The sequence below is a fragment of the Paenibacillus phyllosphaerae genome, assembly GCF_014192105.1.
Classification (GTDB): Bacteria; Bacillota; Bacilli; order Paenibacillales; family Paenibacillaceae; genus Paenibacillus_Z; species Paenibacillus_Z phyllosphaerae.
The window spans coordinates 38,339-60,978 of the sequence record NZ_JACHXK010000019.1 but is presented as its reverse complement, the minus strand read 5'-3'; the positions used below and the strand labels follow the sequence as shown (position 1 = coordinate 60,978).

21 protein-coding genes are annotated in these 22,640 nt (G+C 48.7%); 11 read left to right on the top strand and 10 right to left on the bottom strand.

Going from position 1 to position 22,640, the window contains the following annotated elements; genetic code table 11:
- The first annotated feature begins 73 nt into the window (after nucleotides 1-73).
- From FHS18_RS27300 to FHS18_RS27280, 5 genes are all read left to right on the top strand, one after another.
- A complete protein-coding gene (locus tag FHS18_RS27300) occupies nucleotides 74-1,945 on the top strand; it encodes an ABC transporter ATP-binding protein (protein WP_183603560.1) in 1,872 nt (623 codons plus the stop codon).
- 113 nt (nucleotides 1,946-2,058) lie between these two features.
- Entirely contained in the window at nucleotides 2,059-2,772 is a 714-nt protein-coding gene (locus FHS18_RS27295; RefSeq protein WP_183603559.1) for a response regulator transcription factor, read from the top strand.
- Nucleotides 2,762-3,856: a sensor histidine kinase gene (locus FHS18_RS27290; RefSeq protein WP_246427943.1), complete on the top strand. Its 1,095-nt coding sequence runs from the start codon at nucleotides 2,762-2,764 to the stop codon at nucleotides 3,854-3,856. Before FHS18_RS27295 ends, FHS18_RS27290 begins: the two co-directional genes overlap by 11 nt.
- A gap of 168 nt (nucleotides 3,857-4,024) precedes the next feature.
- Nucleotides 4,025-4,972 carry a D-alanyl-D-alanine carboxypeptidase family protein gene (locus FHS18_RS27285; protein ID WP_183603558.1) on the top strand — a complete coding sequence of 316 codons (948 nt, stop codon included), beginning with the start codon at nucleotides 4,025-4,027 and terminating at the stop codon, nucleotides 4,970-4,972.
- A 90-nt stretch (nucleotides 4,973-5,062) separates the two neighbouring features.
- Nucleotides 5,063-5,866: an AAC(3) family N-acetyltransferase gene (locus FHS18_RS27280; RefSeq protein ID WP_183603557.1), complete on the top strand. Its 804-nt coding sequence runs from the start codon at nucleotides 5,063-5,065 to the stop codon at nucleotides 5,864-5,866.
- A gap of 88 nt (nucleotides 5,867-5,954) precedes the next feature.
- Here FHS18_RS27280 and FHS18_RS27275 read toward each other — a convergent pair whose 3' ends face one another.
- Nucleotides 5,955-6,464 carry a LysM peptidoglycan-binding domain-containing protein gene (locus FHS18_RS27275; protein WP_183603556.1) on the bottom strand — a complete coding sequence of 170 codons (510 nt, stop codon included), beginning with the start codon at nucleotides 6,462-6,464 and terminating at the stop codon, nucleotides 5,955-5,957.
- A 221-nt stretch (nucleotides 6,465-6,685) separates the two neighbouring features.
- Between FHS18_RS27275 and FHS18_RS27270 the strand changes: the two genes are divergently transcribed.
- Nucleotides 6,686-7,102, top strand: coding sequence for a hypothetical protein (locus FHS18_RS27270; protein WP_183603555.1), 417 nt, complete (start codon nucleotides 6,686-6,688; stop codon nucleotides 7,100-7,102).
- Nucleotides 7,103-7,317: 215 nt separating this feature from the next.
- On the opposite strand, the gene FHS18_RS27265 is transcribed toward FHS18_RS27270, so the two are convergent.
- Together FHS18_RS27265 and FHS18_RS27260 are read right to left on the bottom strand one after the other, a co-directional pair.
- Nucleotides 7,318-8,577: an MFS transporter gene (locus FHS18_RS27265; protein WP_183603554.1), complete on the bottom strand. Its 1,260-nt coding sequence runs from the start codon at nucleotides 8,575-8,577 to the stop codon at nucleotides 7,318-7,320.
- A 91-nt stretch (nucleotides 8,578-8,668) separates the two neighbouring features.
- On the bottom strand, nucleotides 8,669-9,550 hold the full coding sequence (locus FHS18_RS27260) for a LacI family DNA-binding transcriptional regulator (RefSeq protein WP_183603553.1): 882 nt from the start codon (nucleotides 9,548-9,550) through the stop codon (nucleotides 8,669-8,671).
- 432 nt (nucleotides 9,551-9,982) lie between these two features.
- Here FHS18_RS27260 and msrA point away from each other — a divergent pair, with 432 nt between their 5' ends.
- Complete coding sequence (gene msrA, locus FHS18_RS27255) at nucleotides 9,983-10,960, top strand: peptide-methionine (S)-S-oxide reductase MsrA (RefSeq protein WP_183603552.1); 978 nt, start codon at nucleotides 9,983-9,985, stop codon at nucleotides 10,958-10,960.
- 285 nt (nucleotides 10,961-11,245) lie between these two features.
- Complete coding sequence (locus FHS18_RS27250; protein ID WP_183603551.1) at nucleotides 11,246-11,755, top strand: hypothetical protein; 510 nt, start codon at nucleotides 11,246-11,248, stop codon at nucleotides 11,753-11,755.
- Between the two features lie 64 nt (nucleotides 11,756-11,819).
- Here the strand turns inward: FHS18_RS27250 and FHS18_RS27245 are convergent, their stop codons facing one another.
- A complete protein-coding gene (locus FHS18_RS27245; protein ID WP_183603550.1) occupies nucleotides 11,820-12,749 on the bottom strand; it encodes a DMT family transporter in 930 nt (309 codons plus the stop codon).
- A gap of 94 nt (nucleotides 12,750-12,843) precedes the next feature.
- Between FHS18_RS27245 and FHS18_RS27240 the strand changes: the two genes are divergently transcribed.
- A complete protein-coding gene (locus FHS18_RS27240) occupies nucleotides 12,844-14,292 on the top strand; it encodes an aminotransferase-like domain-containing protein (RefSeq protein WP_246427942.1) in 1,449 nt (482 codons plus the stop codon).
- On the opposite strand, the gene FHS18_RS27235 is transcribed toward FHS18_RS27240, so the two are convergent.
- The 5 genes from FHS18_RS27235 to FHS18_RS27215 form a co-directional block, all read right to left on the bottom strand.
- On the bottom strand, nucleotides 14,289-15,878 hold the full coding sequence (locus tag FHS18_RS27235) for an ATP-binding protein (protein WP_183603548.1): 1,590 nt from the start codon (nucleotides 15,876-15,878) through the stop codon (nucleotides 14,289-14,291). The two genes, FHS18_RS27240 and FHS18_RS27235, sit on opposite strands and share 4 nt — an antisense overlap.
- Nucleotides 15,879-16,280: 402 nt before the next feature.
- Complete coding sequence (locus FHS18_RS27230; RefSeq protein ID WP_183603547.1) at nucleotides 16,281-17,768, bottom strand: TniQ family protein; 1,488 nt, start codon at nucleotides 17,766-17,768, stop codon at nucleotides 16,281-16,283.
- Nucleotide 17,769: 1 nt separating this feature from the next.
- On the bottom strand, nucleotides 17,770-18,753 hold the full coding sequence (locus FHS18_RS27225; protein ID WP_183603546.1) for an AAA family ATPase: 984 nt from the start codon (nucleotides 18,751-18,753) through the stop codon (nucleotides 17,770-17,772).
- A 14-nt stretch (nucleotides 18,754-18,767) separates the two neighbouring features.
- Nucleotides 18,768-20,753 carry a Mu transposase C-terminal domain-containing protein gene (locus FHS18_RS35280; protein WP_183603545.1) on the bottom strand — a complete coding sequence of 662 codons (1,986 nt, stop codon included), beginning with the start codon at nucleotides 20,751-20,753 and terminating at the stop codon, nucleotides 18,768-18,770.
- Nucleotides 20,731-21,426 carry a TnsA endonuclease N-terminal domain-containing protein gene (locus FHS18_RS27215; protein WP_183603544.1) on the bottom strand — a complete coding sequence of 232 codons (696 nt, stop codon included), beginning with the start codon at nucleotides 21,424-21,426 and terminating at the stop codon, nucleotides 20,731-20,733. The genes FHS18_RS35280 and FHS18_RS27215 overlap by 23 nt, the downstream gene beginning before the upstream one ends.
- Before the next feature lie 141 nt (nucleotides 21,427-21,567).
- On the opposite strand from FHS18_RS27215, the gene FHS18_RS35465 reads away from it, so the two are divergent.
- Nucleotides 21,568-21,813, top strand: a complete 246-nt coding sequence (locus tag FHS18_RS35465; RefSeq protein WP_183603543.1) for a helix-turn-helix transcriptional regulator — start codon at nucleotides 21,568-21,570, stop codon at nucleotides 21,811-21,813.
- Here the strand turns inward: FHS18_RS35465 and FHS18_RS27205 are convergent.
- Nucleotides 21,778-22,095 carry a hypothetical protein gene (locus FHS18_RS27205; protein WP_183603654.1) on the bottom strand — a complete coding sequence of 106 codons (318 nt, stop codon included), beginning with the start codon at nucleotides 22,093-22,095 and terminating at the stop codon, nucleotides 21,778-21,780. The two genes, FHS18_RS35465 and FHS18_RS27205, sit on opposite strands and share 36 nt — an antisense overlap.
- Before the next feature lie 133 nt (nucleotides 22,096-22,228).
- Between FHS18_RS27205 and FHS18_RS27200 the strand changes: the two genes are divergently transcribed.
- On the top strand, nucleotides 22,229-22,570 hold the full coding sequence (locus FHS18_RS27200; RefSeq protein WP_221401482.1) for a helix-turn-helix domain-containing protein: 342 nt from the start codon (nucleotides 22,229-22,231) through the stop codon (nucleotides 22,568-22,570).
- Nucleotides 22,571-22,640: the final 70 nt, after the last annotated feature.

The window sequence follows — 22,640 nt, the reverse complement described above, 5'->3', positions numbered from 1 at the left end:
AACCCGCGGTATGCTGTGTCCTGTCTTCCATGAAGCCGGTCATTCGCCACCCCCTATAGAAAGGAACGAACCGATGTCTACGACACCTCAACCTACATCTATTCAAGGCACAGAACCAAGTGTTATACCCGCTGCCCCAAAAGGCAATTGGCGCTCCTTCCTGGCGCTCATCCGCCAGACGAACCCGCCGATACCGATGCTGATCACGGCCCTCATCATGAGCATCGCCTCAACCGGCGTCGGACTCATCATCCCCTTGTTCACGAAAAATCTGGTAGACGGCTTCTCGCTCGATAGCTTGAGCTTCGGCCAGATCGCCCTGATCGCGGCCACGTTCATTATTCAGACCGTCGCCAGCGGCCTGTCGATCTATCTGCTGAACCGGATCGGCCAACAGGTCGTCGCGAAGCTGAGAGATCGGCTATGGCGCAAGCTGCTCGATCTGCCGATCCCGTATTATGATAAGCATCGGACCGGCGAGACGATCAGCCGCCTGACCAACGATACCGGCGTCGTCAAGTCGCTCATCGCCGAGCATATGACGAACTTCTTCACCGGCATTATCGCCGTCATCGGTTCTGTCGTCGTGCTGCTCTACCTCGATTGGCAGATGACGGCCGTTATGCTGGGCGTCATCCCGCTCGCGGCGCTGTTCCTCGTGCCTCTGGGCAGACAGATGTTCCATATCTCCAAAGGGCTGCAGGAAGAGACGGCCTCCTTCACGACGTTGCTCACGCAAGTGCTCTCGGAGATTCGTCTGGTGAAAGCGTCGAATGCGGAATCGCGCGAATACGACAGCGGCAAGCAAGCGATCAACAGCCTGTTCCGGTTCGGCCTGAAGGAAGCGAAGGTGCAAGCGATGATCGCGCCGCTGATGTTCCTCGTTATGATGCTGCTGCTCGTCGTCATCGTCGGTTACGGCGGGATGCGCGTATCTTCCGGTGCATTAACGGCCGGCGAATTGGTCGCCTTCATCTTGTATCTCATTCAAATCGTCATGCCGATGGGTCAGATTACGACTTTCTTCACCCAATTCCAAAAAGCGATCGGCGCTACCGAGCGGATTATCGATATTCTCGACGAGAAGGAAGAGCCGCAAGCAGGCGGAGTCGAGGTCGAACAAGCGCAGCTGCCGCTTGCCGCGCATAACTTAAGCTTCGCCTATCCGAGCGGCGAACCGATTCTGAAACAACTGAGCTTCCGGGTCGAACCCGGTACGGTTACGGCTGTCGTCGGCCCTAGCGGAAGCGGGAAGACAACTTTGTTCTCACTGTTCGAACGGTTCTATACGCCGACGTCCGGCCAGATTACGCTCGGGAACCGGGACATTCAAGATTACTCGCTTCACTCCTGGCGCAGCCAGTTCGGCTATGTCTCGCAGGAAAGCCCGCTGATCGCAGGCACGATCCGCGATAACATCTGTTACGGCATGAGCCGCGAAGTGACGGATGAAGAACTGCGGCGCGCCGCCGAGATGGCCTATGCGGATATCTTCATCCGCGAGCTGCCCAATGGTTATCTCACGGAAGTCGGCGAACGCGGCATCAAATTATCCGGCGGGCAGCGTCAACGCATCGCGATCGCAAGAGCTCTGCTGCGCAATCCGCGGATCCTGATGCTCGATGAAGCGACCTCGAGCCTGGATAGTAAATCCGAAGTCGTCGTCCAGCAGGCGCTGCAGAACTTGATGCAAGGACGCACGACGCTCGTTATCGCGCACCGTCTCTCTACGGTCGTCGATGCCGACCAGATCTTATTCGTCGAGAAAGGCGTCCTTACCGGCGCAGGCACGCATGAAGAGCTGCTGCAGACGCACAAGCTGTACCGCGAGTTCGCCACCCAGCAACTTCGCTTGCAGGAGCCTGGGGCTTTCCTTGGCGAAGACAGCTTGCGAGATGGCGCACAGGCTGATGCAGGGGCAGCGGCTGGCGTATCTGCACCATAGCGTTATAATAGACAGGCGGGGAAGGAACCTTCTTCCTCGCCTGTTTTTTGCCATACTAGAATAAACTATTTCACCATCAGGCTCGTCTTAACGGTTGGAAAGGGGTAACAGGCATGAATCGACATATACTCATCGTGGACGACGATCCGAAGATCGCCCAGTTGATCGAAATTTATTTGACGAACGAAGGATTTGCCGTCAGCAAAGCAAACGATGGGCTGGAGGCGCTTAGCAAGATGGACGAGGCGCATGTTGACCTCGTCATTCTCGATATTATGATGCCCGGCATGGACGGATTAAGCGTCTGTCTCAAGATTCGGGAGAGCCGTACGACGCCGATCCTCATGATTAGCGCCAAGGACGGCGATATGGACAAAATCACGGGGCTCATGACCGGAGCGGACGACTATCTGGTCAAGCCGTTCAATCCGCTGGAGCTGATCGCGCGCGTCAAGTCGCTACTGCGGCGTTCCGGCTATACTAGCCTTGCTCAGCCCGGGCAACCTTCGGGGCCCGCCCAAGAGGAGCACATCATCCGGATCCAGTCGCTGGAGATCAATAAGCAGACCCATTCGGTGCAGTTCGACGGGCGGGCGATCAAGCTGACGCCGATCGAATTCGGCATTTTGTATTTGCTTGCGAGCCATACGGGGCGGGTGTTCAGCTCGGAAGATATTTTCGAAATGATCTGGAAGGAAAAGTATTACGAATCAAACAATTCCGTTACGGTGCATATGAGCCGTCTGCGGGAGAAGCTCGTGAAGGAGATGGACGGCGAGAAGCTGATTCATACCGTATGGGGGGTCGGCTACAAAATTGAGCTTTAGGTGGATCGTCCCGTTATTCTGGAGTATCGTCAGTACGATCCTGATGCTGTTCGCCTTCGTGCTCATCGGTCGGTTCCTGTACTACTCTTCCGTCGCCGAACTCAGCTTCGAGCGTATCTTCACGTGGATTAATTATCACATCGGCTACCCGCTGATGTACGGGATCAGCATGATTCCGGTCTTCTTGCTGCTGCTTCCCTACTTCGTGAAGCGGGACCGCCGGCTGCGGCAGGAACGGTATTGGAACGAGATGGCCGAGCATGTGCAGCGGCTGGCAAGCGGCGACTTCAATCACAAAATCCCGGTGCAGCAGATCGAGGAATGGGGCCGAATGGCCGCGAACATTAACCGGTTCGTCGAGCAGCTCAATACGTCCCTCGCCGAGGAGCGCCGAGCGGAGCAGACGAAGAATGAGCTCATTACGAGCGTCTCGCACGATCTGCGAACCCCGCTTACCTCGATTACCGGGTATCTGGGCCTGATTGAGCAGGACCGTTACCGCGATGAGGTGGAGCTCCGTTATTATATTTCGCTCGCCTATGAAGAATCGGAACGGATGAAGCAGCTCATCCAGGATCTGTTCGAGTACACGCGCCTTCGGAACAATGAGATGAAGCTGACCCGGGCGAAGATCAACGTGGTCGAGATGCTGTACCAGATGTCCGAACTGTTCCGCCTGGAGATGAAGAAAGCGGATATCGAGCTTCGCATGTCGTTCGCGGAATCTGCGCTTCCGGTATACGCCGACGGCAACAAGCTGCACCGGGTATTCGAGAATTTGGTGACGAACGCGATCAAATACGGTCGCGACGGACGATATCTGGACATTAACGGGCGGTTGGACAATGGACAAGTCGTCATCGATATCGTGAACTACGGCGAACCTATCCCGCAGTCGGCGCTGCCGCATATTTTCGAGCGATTCTATCGGGTCGAGAAGTCACGGGCGATAGACACGGGCGGATCCGGACTCGGCCTTGCGATCGCCAAGCAAATCGTTGAGGTGCATAACGGCACCATATCGGCTTCGAGCAGTCCGGAGCAGACCGTATTCACGGTCCGTCTGGGCCTCTACCACGGATGACGAACGCTATAATAAGCGTACTTAGGAACGAGCTTGCTGGTGAGACTGCAGGCTCGTTATTTTTTGTTAGCAGAATCGTAATCTTTTCGTTACCTTTTCGTATCCGATCATTAAAGGCTGTCCGTCATAATGAAGATATGAACCGTAAACGATTAGGAAGGTGTTACGATGGCTACATCCCTACAATGGAAAAAGCCCATTCTGCTTGCTGTCTGCGGCGCGCTCGCATTCGGCATGATGTCCAGATGGGATACGATACAGGCGCAAGCGCCGCAAGTGATTGCCAAGCTAACGGACGCGGTCGGCATCAGCAGTTCGTCGATCGGTTCGCTAGAGGGCGAAGCCGCGGTATTGATGAATGAACAGACCGGCGAAGTGCTATACGGCAAGAATGAGCACGAACGGCTCTATCCTGCCAGCACGACTAAGCTATTGACGGCGCTTATCGCGCTCGAGCAAGCCGATCCGGACGCGTGGATTACTGTCGGAGAAGAAGCGCGACTGCGGACGGCCGGCGAGAGCAGCGCAGGTTTGCAGGAAGGGGACAAGCTCCAGCTGCGCGATCTGATCGCGGCGATGCTCTTGCCTTCGGGCAATGATGCGGCGCGCACGGTTGCCCGTTATATCGCCCAGCAGGAAGAAGGCCGGGGGCTAACGCCGGAGGAAAGCATCGAGGTGTTCGCTCAGCTGATGAATGAGCGGGCCAAAGCGCTTGGCGCGACGGAATCGCATTTTGTCAATCCGCATGGCCTTCATGACCCGAATCATTATACGACGGCGTCCGATCTGGCCTTGATCGCCCGCAAGGCGCGGCAGAATCTGCTGCTCTGCCAGCTCGTCGGCGAAAGCGAATATATGGCCTCGGACTCGGGGGTAGAACAAACGTTCGTAAATCGCAATAAGCTGCTCCAACCGGGAAGCGGGTATTATTTTGACGGCGCGAATGGGATGAAGACCGGTTATACGAGCGAAGCGGGCTATTGTCTGGTTGCTTCGGCCAAACGCAGCGGAACCGGCTATATTGCTATCGTCCTGAAGTCTTCATCCGAAGGCGTATGGCTGGATGCCGCGAAACTGCTGGATTATGGGTTCAAGCGATCGCACCTGGCCAGATAGGCGCGGCACATGACGGAAAAGTTGACGGCCTCTCGATCATCGATATAAGGTAATAGTCGTACATATACGCATATGAAACAGGTGATCAAGATGACGATCAATACGGCAGCATGGCCATTGTCAGCGTCCGCGATTGCGGATGGACTTCGGGCGGTAGGCGTCGAGCACGGAATGACGCTGATCGTTCACTCGTCGGTGAAGTCGCTCGGCCATTGGATTATCGGGGGACCGGCAGCGATCGTTCTGGCACTGGAAGAAGCGCTTGGCAAGGAAGGAACGCTCGTCATGCCCGCTCAGAGCGGCGATTTGTCCGAACCATCAAGGTGGTGCAATCCCCCGGTACCAGAGAGTTGGTGGCAGGCGATCCGCGAAGAGATGCCTCCCTTCCAGGCGGATCTCACGCCAACCTTCGGAATGGGCGCTGTCGTCGAGTGCTTCCGCGCTCAGGAAGGCACATATAGGAGCAATCATCCGCAAGTATCCTTTTGCGCGCGCGGACCGAAGGCTAGTTCGTTGACCGCACACCATGAGCTTGCCTATGGGCTAGGCGAAGGCTCGCCGCTCGCGAAACTTTATGACAGTAACGCGATGGTTCTGCTGCTAGGCGTAGGCTATGACAAGAACACGTCGATTCATTTGGCCGAATACCGGGCGAATTACGGCTCCAAGGCTACTATTGTCAATGGAGCGCCGGTTGTCGAAGACGGGTGCAGGCAATGGGTAACGTTCGACGACGTCGAAATCTCGTCGGATGATTTCAATCAAGTGGGCGAAGCGTTCGAACAAGCAACGGGTCTTGTGAAACAGGGTAGGATCGGAGAGGCGACGGTGAAGCTTATGCCGATGCGCGCGCTTGTTGATTATGCCGTTACTTGGATGGAACAGCATCGATAAGGAAATCGATTCGAACCACAATGAAGCTGCCGGCAATCGTTCCGGCAGCTTCTTTTTCGTGAGTGAGTACGGTAACGGGTCGGCCCAACTACTGTTGTCCTGGCATTTGTCCTGGCATTTGTCCTGGCATTTGTCCTGGCATTTGTCCTGGCATTTGTCCTGGCATTTGACTTGGCATTTGACCTTGCATACCAGGCTGTTGCATACCGGGCTGCTGCATGGACGGCGGTTGAGCGTGATTGGCGACCTCTGAATATGATTTTTGGCACATCATATTGGAGATACGCGGGATATACACCATCTCTCCAGCCCGCAATTGATTCGGGTTGGCAATATGAGGATTCGCTTCCTCGAGAATGGTGTGCGGGATGTTATATTTGTGACTGACCGAGCCAAGCGATTCGCCTGATTGACAGGTATGCTGCGCGTAGATCATGTCGTCTGATTTGCCGTCTCGGAAGAAAGGGAAGAAAAAGGGCGAAAAGAAGAAGAATGGGTACAAGAAACGATTCGGATAAAACGGATGGGGATATGGCCGAAAGAAAGGGCGCCCGAAACCTCCGCCAAACCCGCCGCCAGGGAAAAAACCACGTTCCATGAAATGACCTCCATTTGCGTTAGTAAATTGACGTTACACTATATGGAAGTAAATGGGGATTATGACGAAAATGTAAGCCTTCTTGTCTCTATGAGCATGGCTTATGTTCTTGTTTAGCTTCATTCCTTCAAGCTCGGGTTTATGCCCCGCTGCACTTGTCCATTCCAACTCTATCAAACTTTCATAGAATGGATTAGTCCAACAGTAAGGGAGGGAATGGAATGAAGCAGAAGCTCAAAATTGCCAATGTCTCGATGACCCCTATTCGCAATCGCAAAAAAAGAGCGCGCGTTTCGTCGAACAGCACTTGTGATCGGACGGACAATGCGGTAGCTGGCGTTCAAGAAGCGGGGGCTGAACTGTCGCGGTTCTTCACTCGCTTGCAAAACGAGGACAATGCGGCACAACTTGTACGCGCCATTCGTTGTAAAATCAAACGCGGCGTTGAAGACTTGCTCGGCCCGGATTGTGAAGTGGTCCGCTTCTTCAGCCAAAATCGGTTGGCTTGCGTACGCATTCGTTGCGTATTCGGCAATTGCTGCGACGTGCAGATTACGTTTGACATTTGCGTATCGCAAGGTAATTGCGGCAACCTGGTACAAGGCATCTCCGATAATCGTTCGCATCGTCACTATTAATGACAGGTAAGAAGCCGTAGAGACAGAAGAGAAGCAGCTGCTTGTGACAGCTGCTTCTTGGCGTTTGCGGATACTTGTGGACGGAAGGACGAGAGAAAAGGATGCATTGCGATAAGCCGCATTTTATTTTGATTTTGAGAAAGGTTCAAGTAAACTCGTAATATGGTTTACATAAATATAGTTACGTCTATAACTGTTAGGAAGCGGGCCTCCTATCAATGATAGCGGCGAATCGGCTTGAACATGATAGCGGCAGCTATGCCGGCAATGAACACAAGGAGTCCGCAGCTAAACAGAACAAGATCGGGACTGAAATGGTCTGCTAATGCCGCAGATATGGCGAGCCCGACAGGAGGTGCCGCGCTGCTGAGCGATCCTAACATGCCGAACATACGGCCTTGAAGCTCGGATGGGACCTCGATGCGCATTATGACGCTGACGAGCAGCGTGCAGAATGAGAACAAGATGCCGACTAGAAAGATAAAAGGAATTGCAAGCTGAGCTCCCGACATCACCGCGATTAGACTATAGAACGGTCCCATCAGAATCAGGCTGCCCAAGATCAGCTTCCCCCGGTGCCGCTGTTTGCGGGAGATGGTAAGGATGATCGACGCGCCGATCGCATATCCGAGCGGGATTGCCGCCTCGATCAGGCCGAAATGAACCGGCGATGCTTCCCAAATACGAACCGCCATCACTTGAATGAGCATCAGCGTGGAGGTGAAGAACATGAGCGTGATCGTGGTCAAGAACAGTACGGCTTTGGCGAATGGATTGCGCCACAGGAGCATAAAACCTTCCGTATAATCGTCCTTGAAACTCGATTTAGGCGTGGTTGCCGCTTGCTTGCGCTTAGGAAACTTACCGGCTGCAACCACGCACAGTACAGAGCAAGCGAACATGATCGCGTCGGTAACGATGGCTGTGATGCCGCCAAAGGCAGCGACGATTATGCCGCCGAGCGCAAGACCCGATATGCGAGCTGCATTGTCCGCAATGTTCATGACGCCGGCCGCTTGCTGAATGCGGTCTCTCCCGACAAGATCCGTGAGGGAAGCTTGGAAGGACGGCCCATGCACAAGTCCCACGACTGCGGATAGCGCGGTTAGGATCAGAATAACGAACATCGGCGAAGGCAGGAATGCCATGGCGCCTGCAATCCCGAGCACGAACAGGCATCGGAGCGTGTCGGCCATCAGGATCAGCTTCCGGCGATCGAATCGGTCCGCTATCGTACCGGCGAACGTACCGAATAGCAAGGATGAAAGCATATGCGTCAGCGTCACGGCCGACATCAGCTTCGCGCTTCCGGTCGCCTGCAGCACCCATAGATTGAGCGCTATGCTATGGAAGCAATTACCGAACACGGACAGTGTCATACCGCTGAAGAGGAACAGGAAAGGGCGGTTGCGCCAAAGAGGTCTCGAAGCGGACTGTCCCGTTGTTTGTTCATCGGCCGCAGTTTCCAAAAACATGGTGATTCACCTCAACTTAAACGTTTAAGTTATTATAATGAACGGCGCTGCCTCATGGTTCCGGCAGCACCTGGATTGTTGAAGACGCATGCTAGGAAGGCAGGCGTCGTATATGTTTCATCATGACATCAAACGCGATCGCGGCCTTGTTCCGAAATGTGATCGTCCGAACATCGGGCGGCAGGAGGGAGGCCAGATCGCTGGTGCAAATGACGGTGAGTTTGGCCGGGTCCGTATGCTTGGCGGCATACAAGCCGATAATTTCATTCACGACAACGATATGCCTGCCACGTTGGGTCTGTTCATCCACAAAATGTCTGAGCTGATCCTCGTCCGCCATCCAATGATAAGCGCCGCTGGGAAGGGACAGCGTTTGTTCGAGCAGCGCATTCAATGCCTGGTTATGGAATCTTTCGGTAATCAAGGCGATTTCAGAGGTCTGTTGCTCAGCGGCAATCCGTAGGGCATTCGCGAAATCCGGCACGATCTTATGGAACAGATCGTCCTCGATGAGACTATCGATCACGACTAGCGGTACGCCCATCTTGAAGCGGTTCGAGATTGAGTAGAACGCTTCCTCATGGACATCGATCAAGAAGACGCCGTCCAGCTTGCGTTCTACCACGACATCCAGTTTGGGAGCGGCCGCATCCAAGGAGACGACGATCACGTGATATCCTTCGGCTGTCATGAGCCTTTCCAATTCCATGACGAATCGCTCCTGAGGAATTGAACGCCACGGTTCGATCCGGGGACCGCGATTAATCAGGATGCCGATCAGCTTGGTCTCGCCCTTAACCAACGATTTCGCTGTCAGGTTAGGGACGTAGTTCAACCGGGAGGCGGTCTCCTGCACTTTGCGGCGCGTATCCTCCGGTATCGTCTGATTCTGCACATTGTTCAAAATATAGCTGACGGTCGCTACCGATACGCCGGCTTCAAGGGCGATGTCCTTTAGCGTCGTTTTTTTCAAGATGTCACCTCCGAGTTAAGAGTTGATGAACACAAGGTAATTGTTGGGCGGTGAATGCTGTATTCAGTGAACACAAACACAATCGCCGGACGGTGAATGCTGTATTCCCAGTCTTACGACTGCGAACACAAACCAATCACCCGGCGGTGAATGCTGTATTCCCAGTCTTACGACTGCGAACACAAACCAATCACCCTGCGGTGAATGCTGTATTCCCAGTCTTACGACCGTGAACACAAACCAATCCCTCGACTTAAACGTTTAAGTTAAAATTAGCACAAAGGCAACTTGAAGTCTACAGCGAATGTAACTGTAACTTCATAACATAAAAATATTTATGTTAACCAATAACCACATTATGGACATTCTTGTTTAACACGTGAACCATTATGGTGTATGATGTAGACAAAAGCTTAAAGGAGGTTGTCCACGATGAGTGAACACAATAACAGTAATTCGCAAGAAGAGTTGGCGGTATTCGCCGGCGGATGTTTCTGGTGCATGGTCACCCCGTTCGAAGAGATGCCCGGCATCATTCGTGTGACTTCCGGTTACATAGGCGGTCATACCGTGAATCCCACATATGAAGAGGTATGCAGCGAGACGACCGGTCACGCCGAAGCGGTGCAGATTGCATACGATCCTGCGTTGATGCCATATACGAAACTGCTCGAGATCTTCTGGCGCAGCGTCGATCCGACCGATGAGGGAGGACAATTCTTCGACCGCGGTTCTTCCTACCGTACGGGCATTTTCTATTATACCGAGGAGCAGCGCGAACAAGCGGAAGCTTCCAAGCAAGTATTGGCCGAGAGCGCTCGGTTCGACAAGCCGATCGCCACTGAGATTGTGCCAGCGACGACGTTCTATCCGGCGGAGGAGTACCACCAGGATTATCACAAGAAGAATCCGTTCCGCTATAAAATGTATCGTAAAGGCTCGGGCCGCGACGCATTCATCAAAGCGCACTGGAATACGGATCGCGACAAGGCAGAGCTGCAGCAACGGCTGACCAAGATGCAGTACGAGGTCACGCAGAACAGCGCGACGGAGCCTCCGTTCCGCAACGAGTTCTGGGATAATCATCGTGAAGGCTTGTATGTCGATATCGTCTCCGGCGATCCGCTCTTCACTTCCAAGGAGAAATACGATTCCGGCTGCGGCTGGCCAAGTTTCACGAAGCCGATCGCCGGCGGCGCCGTAACCGAGCATGAGGATCTCACGCACGGCATGGTACGGATCGAAGTGCGCAGCAGCAACGCGGACTCCCACCTCGGCCACGTCTTCGATGACGGTCCTCGCGCGGCGGGCGGATTGCGCTATTGCATCAACTCGGCTTCGCTGCGGTTTATTCCGGTAGAGGAATTGGAGCAAGAGGGATATGGCGCGTACCTGAAGCATTTTGAATAAGGAATTACTCTCGGGCCTTCTTAGTTGCGAGCTGCAGCTGGAAGGCTTTTTTATGTTCCGGCGTCATATCTTCGGACAAGCCGTCATACGTATAGGACAAGCGGTTACAATCGTTACCGTTTCTTTAGATTTCTTTTGGGTCGTTGTAACCTTTTTGCAACATTTGAAACCGGGCAATCGTTTATAGTAATAACTGTAGGCAATTCGACCACTTACGTGTTTCAACACAGCTTGGATTGCGGTAATCAACCTTGTACGCTTGGAATGAAGAAGGGATGGGTTCTCATGAAAAAATCAATTATCGGTGCAGCAATGTTAACCAGCTTAGTCGTCTTTATCTCTGCCGCTTACGCAGTTGGCGAGGATTATAAGCCGGTGCAGCAGACACCTGAAACCCAGACCGTATTCGTAACCGGCGTGTCCCAAGCGAATGGTACACTTACGCTGACCACGGATGCCATCGACTGGTATGAAGGCACTGAAGCCGATCGCGTATTCCTGGAGAGAGAACCCGATTCCGGACTAGATGCAACCCCGGACGGTTACTATATCGTGAATGATGACGAACAAGCGAAGGCTTATCCGGTTGACCCTAAGGCTGAAGTACTCATGCAAATCTATGATCACACGGGCAATATCGAAGAGTTGGACACGAACTGGAATGAGACGATTACGCTCGATAAGTTCGCTTCGATCTTCCCGAACTCGGACATACTGGACTTGAGCCAGTTCCCGTATCACCTGACAATCACCGATGGCGTCGTTACGAAAATCGTTCAACAATACATCCCATAAGCAAGCTAAACGGGTCACATACGCAAGGGACACCTCATCATAGATGGCGGTGTCCCTTGTTTGTTCATGAAGCTGTTGAACGTAGCTGGCGTTGTTCGCGGCTCGACAGATGCGAGCGGATTTGGCGCAAATTCGTGACTATGATACCGCTGATGACCAGCAAGCTACCCAAGATCGAATAGATCGATACGTGCTCGTTATAGAACAATACACCCAAGGCCATGGCGATCAGCGGCGAGATATAGAGCCAGGTCGACGGGAAGAATGCGTTCGTCGCCTTGATCAGCCACGCATACAGGCTATGCCCAAGCATGGAGCCGAACACGATGAGGTAGAACAACGATCCTGCTGCCGGAAAGGTGAGTAACGAGTCCAGGCTTACCTTCTCGCTGAATGCGGATAAGACAAGCAAGGCGAGTCCGCCGTAAAGCATTTGCACAGCATTAATTGCGATTGGCGATACATCATTCAGATGGAACATAACTTTGCGCGACATGAGACTGCCCGCTGCATAGCCCAGTTCGCCGAGAAGAATAACGATACAGCTCGCGATCCATAGCGCATCGGTACCGACGACCAGCTTTGGCAGCAGGAGCACGACGACACCAGCAAAACCAATCACACATCCGAAGTATACGCTGCGTCCGGCACTTTGCCCTGTGCGAGCAGCAGCCTGCATACCGAGAATCATCATCGGCCCTGTAGCCGACAGGATCGCCGCCATGCCGGAATCCACATACTGCTCCGCCCAGTAAAGCGCGGCGAACGTCATGAACGTGCTGCTCAGTCCGACGAAGACAAGTTCCTTTCTTAGCAGAATAGACAGACGGACCTTACGTTGCAGCATCATCCAGCCCAACAGGAGCAGACCTGCTATCGTGAAGCGCAAACCTGCCGAGAAGAAAGGCGGAAGCCCGGCTTCGACGCCGATCTTGATCGCGAGAAAAGTCGTTCCGAAAATCGCACACATCAGCACATAATTGATAATGACCATGTTACCCACTCCTTTTTTGTATACTATAATGGGTAAGCAATAGAACAGATTGTTACGTGATAGAACAGATGGTGGAAGGATGTGGGGAGCGCTCATGGAGCAATCAGAACTTTATGCCGGCAAACAGCGTCAGTCGACCATATATGAGGCGGTCCAGATGAGGATTCGGGAAGGCGAATGGAAGCAGCATGATAAGCTGCCTTCGGTTCGTGCGATGGCTGAGCGGATGCAGGTTCACCGCCTAACGGTGCTCAAGGCGTACCAGCAGCTGGCCGATGAAGGCATTCTGTATGCCAAGTACAAATCCGGCTACTTTGTCGGACCATTAGAGGATTTCGAAACCGGCGTGTCAAGCGAACAGAGCTGGACATACCAGGCGAAGCCGGTCTACGTTAACCAGAGCCGTCTCTCGGACATTCATCGGCATTCGGTAGACTATCAAATGGCCGAGGCGTTAATTGATCCGCAGCTTCTGCCGAATGCTTATATGTCCAACTATGTGAAGGAAGTATTCGATCTATATCCGAGGGTGCTTAGCACCTACTCGTCGGTAATGGGCGATCTCGAATTACGGGAAGCAATGGCCCAATTCTATCTGGACAAATATGGCGTTAGCGTCGATGCGGCTGAGCTGATGATCACCACCGGTTCGCAGCAAGCGATTGATCTCATCTCGCGTGCCCTCGTTAAGCCAGGTGACAAGGTGCTTATTGAGCGGCCGACTTACAGTCCCGCGATTGATGCGTTCCTGCAGCACCGGATACAGCTGTTCGCTGTAGAGATTACGCCAAGCGGTTATGACATGGCGGAGATCGAGGCGATTATGAAGCAAGAGCGGCCACGCTTGTTCTATATGAACCCGACGTTCCAGAATCCGACGGGCTACACGGTGCCGGTCCACCAGCGCAAGCAGCTGATCGAGCTGGCCGAACGGTACGATTGCTTGCTCGTTGAGGATGACGTCTATCAGGACATTTATTTCGGCAGTCCGCCGCCTCCGCCGTTCTTTTACTACGATACCGAAGGGTACGTCATCTATATCCGCAGCTTCAGCAAGTACGTTGCGCCGGGGTTGCGCATCTCGATTCTAGCAGCGAGGCCATCGGTCATGTCCAGCATTGTGCCGGTCAAAGCTCTGTCCGATAACGGCACGCCGCTCCTCAACCAGAAGATCTTCCAGCATTATTTCTTCTCCAGCCGGCTGCAGGAGCATGTCGTGAAGCTGCGCACCGCGCTCGATATCCGCAGAGCGAAGATGGAGCAGATGCTCGCGGGCGGATGGCGGTTCGACAGTCCCAATGGCGGTTTGAATCTGTGGGTGCAAGTGCCGCAATCGCTCTCCGTGGAGGAGCTGCTGCACCGAAGTCTCGCGCAGTCGATGGCTTTCGTGCCGGGATCGATCTGCGACCCGCTCGGAGGGATGAAAGACCGGCTGCGGCTGAGCTACTCCTATATGAACGAATCGAAGCTGACGGAAGGCATTCAACGTCTGGTCACGCTGGCTGACGAGCTAATGAACGACAAAAACGGGCAAGTCGGTTAAGACTCGCCCGTAAAGGTACCGCTAGCCAGCGGCAAGGTGATGGTAAAAACGGATCCTGCGCCTATGACGCTGGTTGCGGTCAGATCGCCGCTGTGATCCTGTACGATTTTTTGGCAGATGGATAGTCCCAGGCCGGTGCCCGTTTCCTTGGTCGTATAGAAAGGATTAAAGATCTTCGTCAGTCCGTCCTCCGATATGCCGCAGCCGGTATCCTGGATATCGATGGCGATTTGCGTGCCGACAATACGCGAGCGGATGATGACTTTACCTGGTTCTTGCATCGCTTCAATCGCATTGCGTACCAGATTGAGCAGCACTTGAACCATTTTATCCCGGTCCATGAAAACCAAGGTACCGTCCGCATCCTCGTGTTCGACCGTCAGCAGATGGCCTTTGGATAGCGCAAGCGATTCCGTCAGATAGTGAACGCGTTCGATACAGTCGGCCAGCCGTTCGTTGCGCATGTTGCTGATGTGCGGCTTGGAGAATTGGAGGAACTCGCTCGTCAGTTCACTCATCCGCGTGATCTCGTGCATGATTATATCAATCCAACGCTCAATGTTAAAGGCATGGGAGCGCGACAGGTCAATGAAGCCGCGCAGCGTCGTAAGCGGATTGCGGATTTCGTGGGCCATGCCGGCTGCCAGCTCGCCGACGATTTTCAGCTTTTCGGAACTGAACATTTCTTCTTCCTGTTTCAACCATTGTAAGCGTTTGTTCTCGAACAGCCGATTCTCGGCGAGCGTAATAATCGCTTGAGCTTCCGCGGCTTCCAAGGGGAACTCGGCGATACTGTACGTCACTTCAAAATCCAGCTGATTCGAGGCAAGTACTTGTTGAATTTGCTTAATCGTATTCGGCTTCCGCGGAAACAGAAGTGCGAACCGGTCTCCCGCATAACGTGAAATCGCGGAAGCTTGCGGAAAATGATACTGTAGGGAATGCGCAAATTTGGCCAATATCTCGTTCTCGTAGCGCAGCAGCTCTACGCTCCGGAAGCCTTGAAGATCCAGGAGCAAGAGCGTAAAAGATGCATCAGGCTGGGCCGACATCCGCTTCAGTGCACCGAGATAGCCGTCATAGTTCAGCAACCCTGTCAGCGGATCGTGAGCGGCCAGATACTCATTGCGCAAGCGCAGCTTCTTCTTATCCTGTTCGCTGGTTATAACGAGACGAAGGAGGATGACGATAATCTGGAAGGAAATCAAATCGTAAATCGAGACGAGTAGATTGTACGACGTATTCGGCATGTAGGAGAGGCGCGTCGCCGTGTAGAGCAATGATAAGCTGACTGCAATGGCAACGGCATGTTTCGGGCGTTGAACGACCGTTAGTACGACCAGTATGTAATATAGCATGGCAGACCAGTTCAATTGGCTGCACGCGTGGAAGCAGACTAATGTAAGCGCTTGAATAACGAGAGCATACGGGATGCGCTTGTCCCAAATTACGGATGCCAGGAACAGCAATCCGAACATGGCCAGCAGCCAAGGATTTATCGTTGTATCAAGAATAATGGATGAAATTACCACAAATACGATGATGATCGGAAAAATAATTCGCCGGACGAAATTAATCAGCTTCATCAGAAACACTCCTGGGAAAAAAGATTCACTTCATTATACGAGTAAATGAAATTGATTCACAGGAGATAAATGAAAAAAGGAGTGACATTGAACGTGAGATATGATTAAACAATTGTAAAAGCAGAGACAAAGCTAAAAAGTGAGCAAAGACAAAAATGCTGGCTGGCCAGTGTTTTCTTATATAACTATTACACAAAACCCGTATTTTATACATATGTCTATAATTCGGCATAAAATCCTTATTCCATAAGCTTTCGTATATGTCGGATGACAAGAACATATATCGTTAAAGGACAAGAACATATATCGTTACCCGTTACCCGCGTCACTGTTCGCACTGTTCGTTCGCTTCCCAAACGTTCTATCCAAACAAAAAAACCACCAATCATATTGGTGGTAAAATTAAAACCTCAGTTTTGATACATAAAGATTAATACACTGCATAAGTCGTTTATTTTCATCGCTTGGATTATCAAAGATATTCATCGCAGCTGTCATTGGAGTAAACGATCTCATGTGATTTATACTTCTTCTTTTGCTGATCGTACAATTGGGGCAATTGAATTGTACTTTATTCAAAGCTTCCTTTCTAAGTTGATGATATTCAATTGAACTATCCGACCGATTGATTTTAAATGCAAATTCATAGAAACTCGATTGCTTCATTTTTTGAATTAGGTCCCATGACGGCGCTGTCTCTTTTGACGCCCACTCTTCTGCAATTTCAAGCCACTTATTAAAGAAATCTATGCTAAACTGGGAAGTAACCTTATTTAAGACCCACTTTAACTCTTGAACATTACCAAATAGTTGAAGCCGTTCAAATTCAATATACAGATATTGTAGTTCTTCTTTAATTAGTTTCGTCACTACCTGAAACGTGCTGTCAAGATTCCTCGGTTCTTCTATATTATCTCCCCTAGTATTCCGATTATAAAAAAACTCGCATACAAGTAATGTTTTTCTCCAGAATACATATGCGAATGCATAAGGGCATATTTTTGGGAATTCGTATTCATCACCTTTCCGCATTTCCCTGAATTGTTTGATACAGTGCGAGTGATTTTTTAAAAATTTATTCCTTATGTATCGATCAACAGTTAAGAATGTTGACTTGTTATCATAGAAGATTTCCTGAAGGGTTGATGACATGTTTTCTTCGAACGCATTCTTGATATCCAGCAACAAAGTGGATCTTAGCGTTGCTCCCGTTAACAACTCAATACTCCCGTATTGAGGAATAAAAATCCATTTGTTAATATGTTCTTCTTGCCAATCTCTCGATAACCATTGTTTTAAGTATGGATCAGTAATCTCCTGGCATTTTTCCCACTCACGCCATCTTGATGTTGAGAAATCAGCCAATATAAATCCGCATTTACATGTGAAGGGACTACCTAACCTCCTGTTACTCAACAGAAATGGGATTTCTTCCATACAGTTGGGACAAGCATTAATAAGATCCAAACCGTGATATGGACATTTTTCAACTAGAGTGAATTGATGGAACCAGCTATGGATACCATTGCGTACGCACTCACTACACCACCTTAATTGCTTCGAAAACCATATAGCAGCTTTCTCACGGAAATTGCTGAGTGGCCCCAGTAATAAAGACACAGTGGATCTATTATGTTCGAACAAGTTGTACCCCAGTACTTTAATTATTAGCTCTTCATCGAATGAAGCTAGATACATCAGCTCCCTTCTATGATCTCCGATTAAATTCCCCTTCATATTTTTTATTGTTTCATTACCAAAGGTCCTTAGCAAACTGTCACGATCAACCACATTTGCTACTGACAGCTTTTCGAATATGGACCAAGGCGTTTCAAAATCCCTAGCCCACTCTCTTCGCCATACAATATTCAAATCACCATTCAGGTTCAAGCTAATTAACTCCTTTATGTGCTAATGCCATATAGATCTCTGATTCAATATAACCGGTTAGCCTTATGGATTCTTTCCATTGGTTTATTGTAATCCAGTCACTTTGGTCACCATGTGCACCGTACACTTTCAGCGCATTCTCTATTGTGAAAGCGAAATATTCCATTGGAATTTCAAATTCTGAAGAGACTCCATGTTCTTTCCGGATCTCAACGAAAAGGTTATATAACTGTTTTGCTTCTTTTTCCAACCTCTCTCCCCTTTCATAACCCTCTGGGAAGAAATATCTCGTGTAACTCCAGCCGCTATCCTTAGGATACGTTGATATCTCGGGGGAATCGTAACATTTGAGCACCATCCTAATTTCATCTAACGTACGGAGTCCACAGAACTGATGTTCATGTGTCATAAAGCGGCCAATAATTTGAGACTTTTTGTGCTCTAGGAAGAATGTTCTCCTCGAAAGCAACTCTTCTTGCCCAACTGATATTACAGACATACTAACCTTCTCTCTATCTAGTTCATTGTAAATGTCCATTAACCAATTGTAATGAAATTCAGTTAAGCGATGAGCTTCATCCATGATAAGTATAATTCTCCTTACCTTGGATCTTTCTGCCTTTTCAAGCATCAAATTAGCGATTTGCCGCCTCATTTCAGCAGGTTTACGCTTTGCTGGAAATGGGAATCTGAAATCGCTAAGTAAGTCATAAAAAAACTTTTCTTCACTAGGAACTCGATACGAGTTACTGTTAGCAATGAGAATAGGTAAAGGTGCTCCAACTTGTGTCGGCAAGTTTTCAATTGCAAATTTTACTGCGGAAGTTTTCCCAAGCCTTGGCCTACCATAAACAATCATTCCTGGTAAGCGATTATTTACTATCTTGAAAATACTCTCCATTAGTCGCAGAACTTCCTTAGTTGGGATAAGGTAATGACCTTGCTCAATTGGATGAGTACCTACTTGTACATATGGCTTTTCCACGTTTAAATCTCCAATCACAATGATTTTGTTTTAAACCTACTGAGCATTTGCTCGTAATGGTCTACTTCATTTTGATGCTGTTGCCTTTTTGTCATCTCCCTCGCTTTTTCAAGTGCTTCATTATGTACCTTTGCCTCATTAATAACTTGAGTTTGTTCTTCTGGTGCATCAATAGGTTCCTTCACTGCAGCTTCTTGAACAGATGTAACTTTATTGATTGCCCTTTTATTTCCTTTAAGCGCATTTTTCATGAGATAATCGGTATATACAAAAATTGGATCATCCCAGGTTGTATAGTGGATTAACTTTCGCAAAGCAAGAGAGTTAATTGCTCTTCTGGTCGTCAATGAGTGAGGTGTAAGTGACCATTTCCCGGCAGCCGTTAAGTAACCGAATTCGCTCCCATCCTCTAAAAATACCTTTATAGTTCTGATATCATCCACATTGACATGAAGAGTTACTTCTTGGTTAATAAGATGGGCTGAGTGAGCAAGTTTATCACTACGGTATTCAACACCCTCAAATTGAATATAAGGTTTTTTACCTGAAGTAAGTGAACCACGAACAGTTCGTTTGATCGTTGTTTGCAGAAATAACATCTCCGATCGTTTATCTTCTTCTAACCTTCTGGGGAGAAGTCCATTCTTCGTACGCTTTTCTAGTAATTCTAACGGCGCTTGATGATAAATACCGCCGTGAGGCGTACCATTGTAATTAGAGATCATCACATCAACGAGCTCTTTCAAATGCTCGTAAGTAATCCTCCATTTCACTGCGTTCTTTTCAGGATTTTTTCGTCTTGGGTCGTCAGGATTGCTTCCTGTCGTATTTGGCAAACGATGAAAACCGGCCTCTTCAAGTGTCTTAAAGAAACGTTCAATAAGACCTCTACGCATTGGGAGAGCAACTGGGCCTAAATTGGTAACACATCCAATCAAATTCTTTAGCCTCTCCTTGACTAAATTTGCAAGATGGGCCTTAGCATTATCGAAACAAATTACATCCCATACTGCCCAGGATGCTGTCTCAGGAAATATTTCTGAGGGAAAGCCACCGACATCATTGTATGAAAGGCCATCTATACTTAGCTTAATCTTTCTATGCGGTAATACTGCATTTCTCACACAGTGCATTACATCACTTGCACTAACTTCTCTTGAAAGGCTAATGGAATAACCCAAAATGTTACGAGTAGCTACATCTATCAATGTCAGAATCCAAAATCGTTCGAGTATTTTAGTTACTAAATCACCTTCAGGTGTTTTAATTTCTACGCAAAAAAAACCATCAATTCGGTGCGAGTCAAATTGAACTTTTTGGAATGGAATCAGTGTCGATGGATGGTTCTGCTCCCCTTCCCCAGTGTGACGAGCTCTTGTCTCAGCGTCTTGTCCATATCGGGATACCGCTTTTCCAAAATACGCATAACCCAAACGATTTAAATATCGTCGTAATGCTCTATAGCCCATCCAAGCTGTATTGAAAGGGTAAGAAGTGTGTGAGATTTCTTTCCTTCTACACTCTTCAATAAAACGTTTATGTATGCTTTTTGGCGTCATAGCGGGCTCAAGAGACCGTCGATTTCTGCCGAGATATAAGTCGTCAATTAGATCTTTAATATCCGGATAAGTTTCCAACAGTAAATTAAACTCGCCGGTTTTTCTCCTCTCATTCCGTTCAACTGTCAACAGATTCAGTTGATATGGCTTTACTTTCTTATACGGTATTAACGCACGGAACCCCCAAACAACACCGTTCTCGTCTATGCTCATACATCGTTTAATTAAACGCCTCAAATTTTGCTGATCAATTGTTGTGACCTGTTTTATATCTTCATGTGAGCCTTCTCTCTTTAAATACATCATCACTGCTGCTTTTCGATTATTGAATATTTGACGTTCTTCTTCCGACAATGACTCTGTATCGACCATTGGCCAGTGGTCAGGATTTATTTGCTCAGGAAGTAGACCTTCCTGCTCATGTAAGCGGAGTCTGCTCACTCAACCACACCTCCATCTCATTTCCCCACACTTTTTCGCAAAAATTGGTTGTTATCACTCCCTCATAGCAAAGCCATTGACATGCTAAAATAACATCATATGGCACAACCTCGCCCTGGAGCTGCTTACAAATGTCCCCTATTGATATCCCATTTGATTTAATACAGCCCATAACTTGAGTTATTGATGAAGGTTTTTGGTGATTAAGTATGTTCATAAACATTTTTAATTTGTTTTCTATGTATCGTGGTCCCTTGCGAATCATTCTTTCGGTTCGCACCTCATGAATGATGCCATTCTGCTTACACCACTCTCGCTGAGCTGAGATTTGCCTATTTGTACGCTCATATTTGGTGGATTTGGCGAATAGTTCTTTTTCGTATTTAACTTCAACAAACACTTCTTTGCCATTTTTGAATAGGATCCACATATCAAAAATAGTTGAGTGCAGCCTCCCATTGATAACATACGGAATTTCTATCGGTTGTTCGCAATATGTCAATACTGTTGGATCAGTTTCAACTACTAACCAATGGTCAAATTCCAGATCGCTGTACAACGTAATATCTCTTAACCCAACCTTTGGGCCTTTTGCCATCCAATAGTTATTTCCGTACTTCTTATTTCTAGGCACTACAATCGGCTTGTACTTTGGTTTGTTTAAGTCATACATATTCCATTTTCTTCCTTACTTTGCTTATAGCTATAAGCAAAAGTTGCGAGTATTATACAGTCTTTCAAGCTTAAGTTAGGTATATAGAGAAATCTATTTGCAAATACTAGGTTTATAGGTTATTTGATAGGGGGAATAGTAATGCGTGAAGATGAGTTTTATATGTGGTTAGGAAAGTATATAAAAGAAGTGAGGATGCGAAGTGGAAAAACTCAACATGAAATCTGTCTCGCCTATAGGCTGTCACGTTCTTCTCTCTCAAATATTGAAACCGGAAGGCATCGTTTGAGTATTTATTCATTTTACGAATTGTTGTGTATTTTAGATGAACCGTTCGAAAATGTGATCGATTCAATGCTTACGTTTCATAGACAAAAGAACTTTTAGATTTCTTATCGCCTTCTGATACGAATCGATTATAATTGGATCGATCTCATTCTTATTATCAATTATTGAAGCAATTTCAAGCTGATCAAAATCCAGCATCAGAACATAACGTGATTCATATAAATCGTAAAGAATTGGAAGTTCCCAGCTGCCGTGTAATTCAGCGAGAGAAAACCATTGTAGTTTAATCATTTCTGCGCTCGAGTAGTATAGTCCATTAAATAACAATCCTTTTGATGTAACTGAAGCTAGCCCGCAGCGAAGATCCATTTTGTTCTTCATTACCCTCACCTCATTAAGTATTATTTCCAACCTCAGCTAATTGATACATATATGTATTAAAAGTGATAATCGATACTAAAACATACATGTTTCTTATTTGAGCCATTGATTACACTTAAACAGAGGTGTAATCATGGATAATTTAGTACTTAAACTTATCGGCCAACGAGTTAGAGATCTGCGTAAGTTACGAAATCTTTCTCAGGAACAACTCGGTGAGCTTGCTGGTTACCACTTTTCATACATTGGTGGATTGGAACGTGGGCAAAAGAATATTTCTCTTTTAAATTTGGATAAGATTGCACTCGCGTTGAATGTCCCCCTACATGAGTTGTTTCTTTATGGACGCCAATTGAAGCGAGAAAAAAACAACGATAAAGATAAAATCATAAATGATATTCATGAAAAACTTGTAGTAATGAGCCCTAACGAGTTAAGAAAGTTACAACGTTTGATGGATGAGTTCTTTACTTAAAAATACAAAAGAAAATCGTTCCGCGTAGTGATTATTAACTACACAGGACGATTTTCTTTTTTCCTAAGCT

Coding starts and splice junctions, on each gene's coding strand:
- FHS18_RS27300 (WP_183603560.1), top strand. CDS start 74: ATGTCTACGACACCTCAACCTACATCTATTCAAGGCACAGAACCAAGT.
- FHS18_RS27295 (WP_183603559.1), top strand. CDS start 2,059: ATGAATCGACATATACTCATCGTGGACGACGATCCGAAGATCGCCCAG.
- FHS18_RS27285 (WP_183603558.1), top strand. CDS start 4,025: ATGGCTACATCCCTACAATGGAAAAAGCCCATTCTGCTTGCTGTCTGC.
- FHS18_RS27280 (WP_183603557.1), top strand. CDS start 5,063: ATGACGATCAATACGGCAGCATGGCCATTGTCAGCGTCCGCGATTGCG.
- FHS18_RS27275 (WP_183603556.1), bottom strand. CDS start 6,464: ATGGAACGTGGTTTTTTCCCTGGCGGCGGGTTTGGCGGAGGTTTCGGG.
- FHS18_RS27270 (WP_183603555.1), top strand. CDS start 6,686: ATGAAGCAGAAGCTCAAAATTGCCAATGTCTCGATGACCCCTATTCGC.
- FHS18_RS27265 (WP_183603554.1), bottom strand. CDS start 8,577: ATGTTTTTGGAAACTGCGGCCGATGAACAAACAACGGGACAGTCCGCT.
- msrA (WP_183603552.1), top strand. CDS start 9,983: ATGAGTGAACACAATAACAGTAATTCGCAAGAAGAGTTGGCGGTATTC.
- FHS18_RS27250 (WP_183603551.1), top strand. CDS start 11,246: ATGAAAAAATCAATTATCGGTGCAGCAATGTTAACCAGCTTAGTCGTC.
- FHS18_RS27245 (WP_183603550.1), bottom strand. CDS start 12,749: ATGGTCATTATCAATTATGTGCTGATGTGTGCGATTTTCGGAACGACT.
- FHS18_RS27240 (WP_246427942.1), top strand. CDS start 12,844: ATGGAGCAATCAGAACTTTATGCCGGCAAACAGCGTCAGTCGACCATA.
- FHS18_RS27235 (WP_183603548.1), bottom strand. CDS start 15,878: ATGAAGCTGATTAATTTCGTCCGGCGAATTATTTTTCCGATCATCATC.
- FHS18_RS27215 (WP_183603544.1), bottom strand. CDS start 21,426: ATGTATGACTTAAACAAACCAAAGTACAAGCCGATTGTAGTGCCTAGA.
- FHS18_RS35465 (WP_183603543.1), top strand. CDS start 21,568: ATGCGTGAAGATGAGTTTTATATGTGGTTAGGAAAGTATATAAAAGAA.
- FHS18_RS27205 (WP_183603654.1), bottom strand. CDS start 22,095: ATGAAGAACAAAATGGATCTTCGCTGCGGGCTAGCTTCAGTTACATCA.
- FHS18_RS27200 (WP_221401482.1), top strand. CDS start 22,229: ATGGATAATTTAGTACTTAAACTTATCGGCCAACGAGTTAGAGATCTG.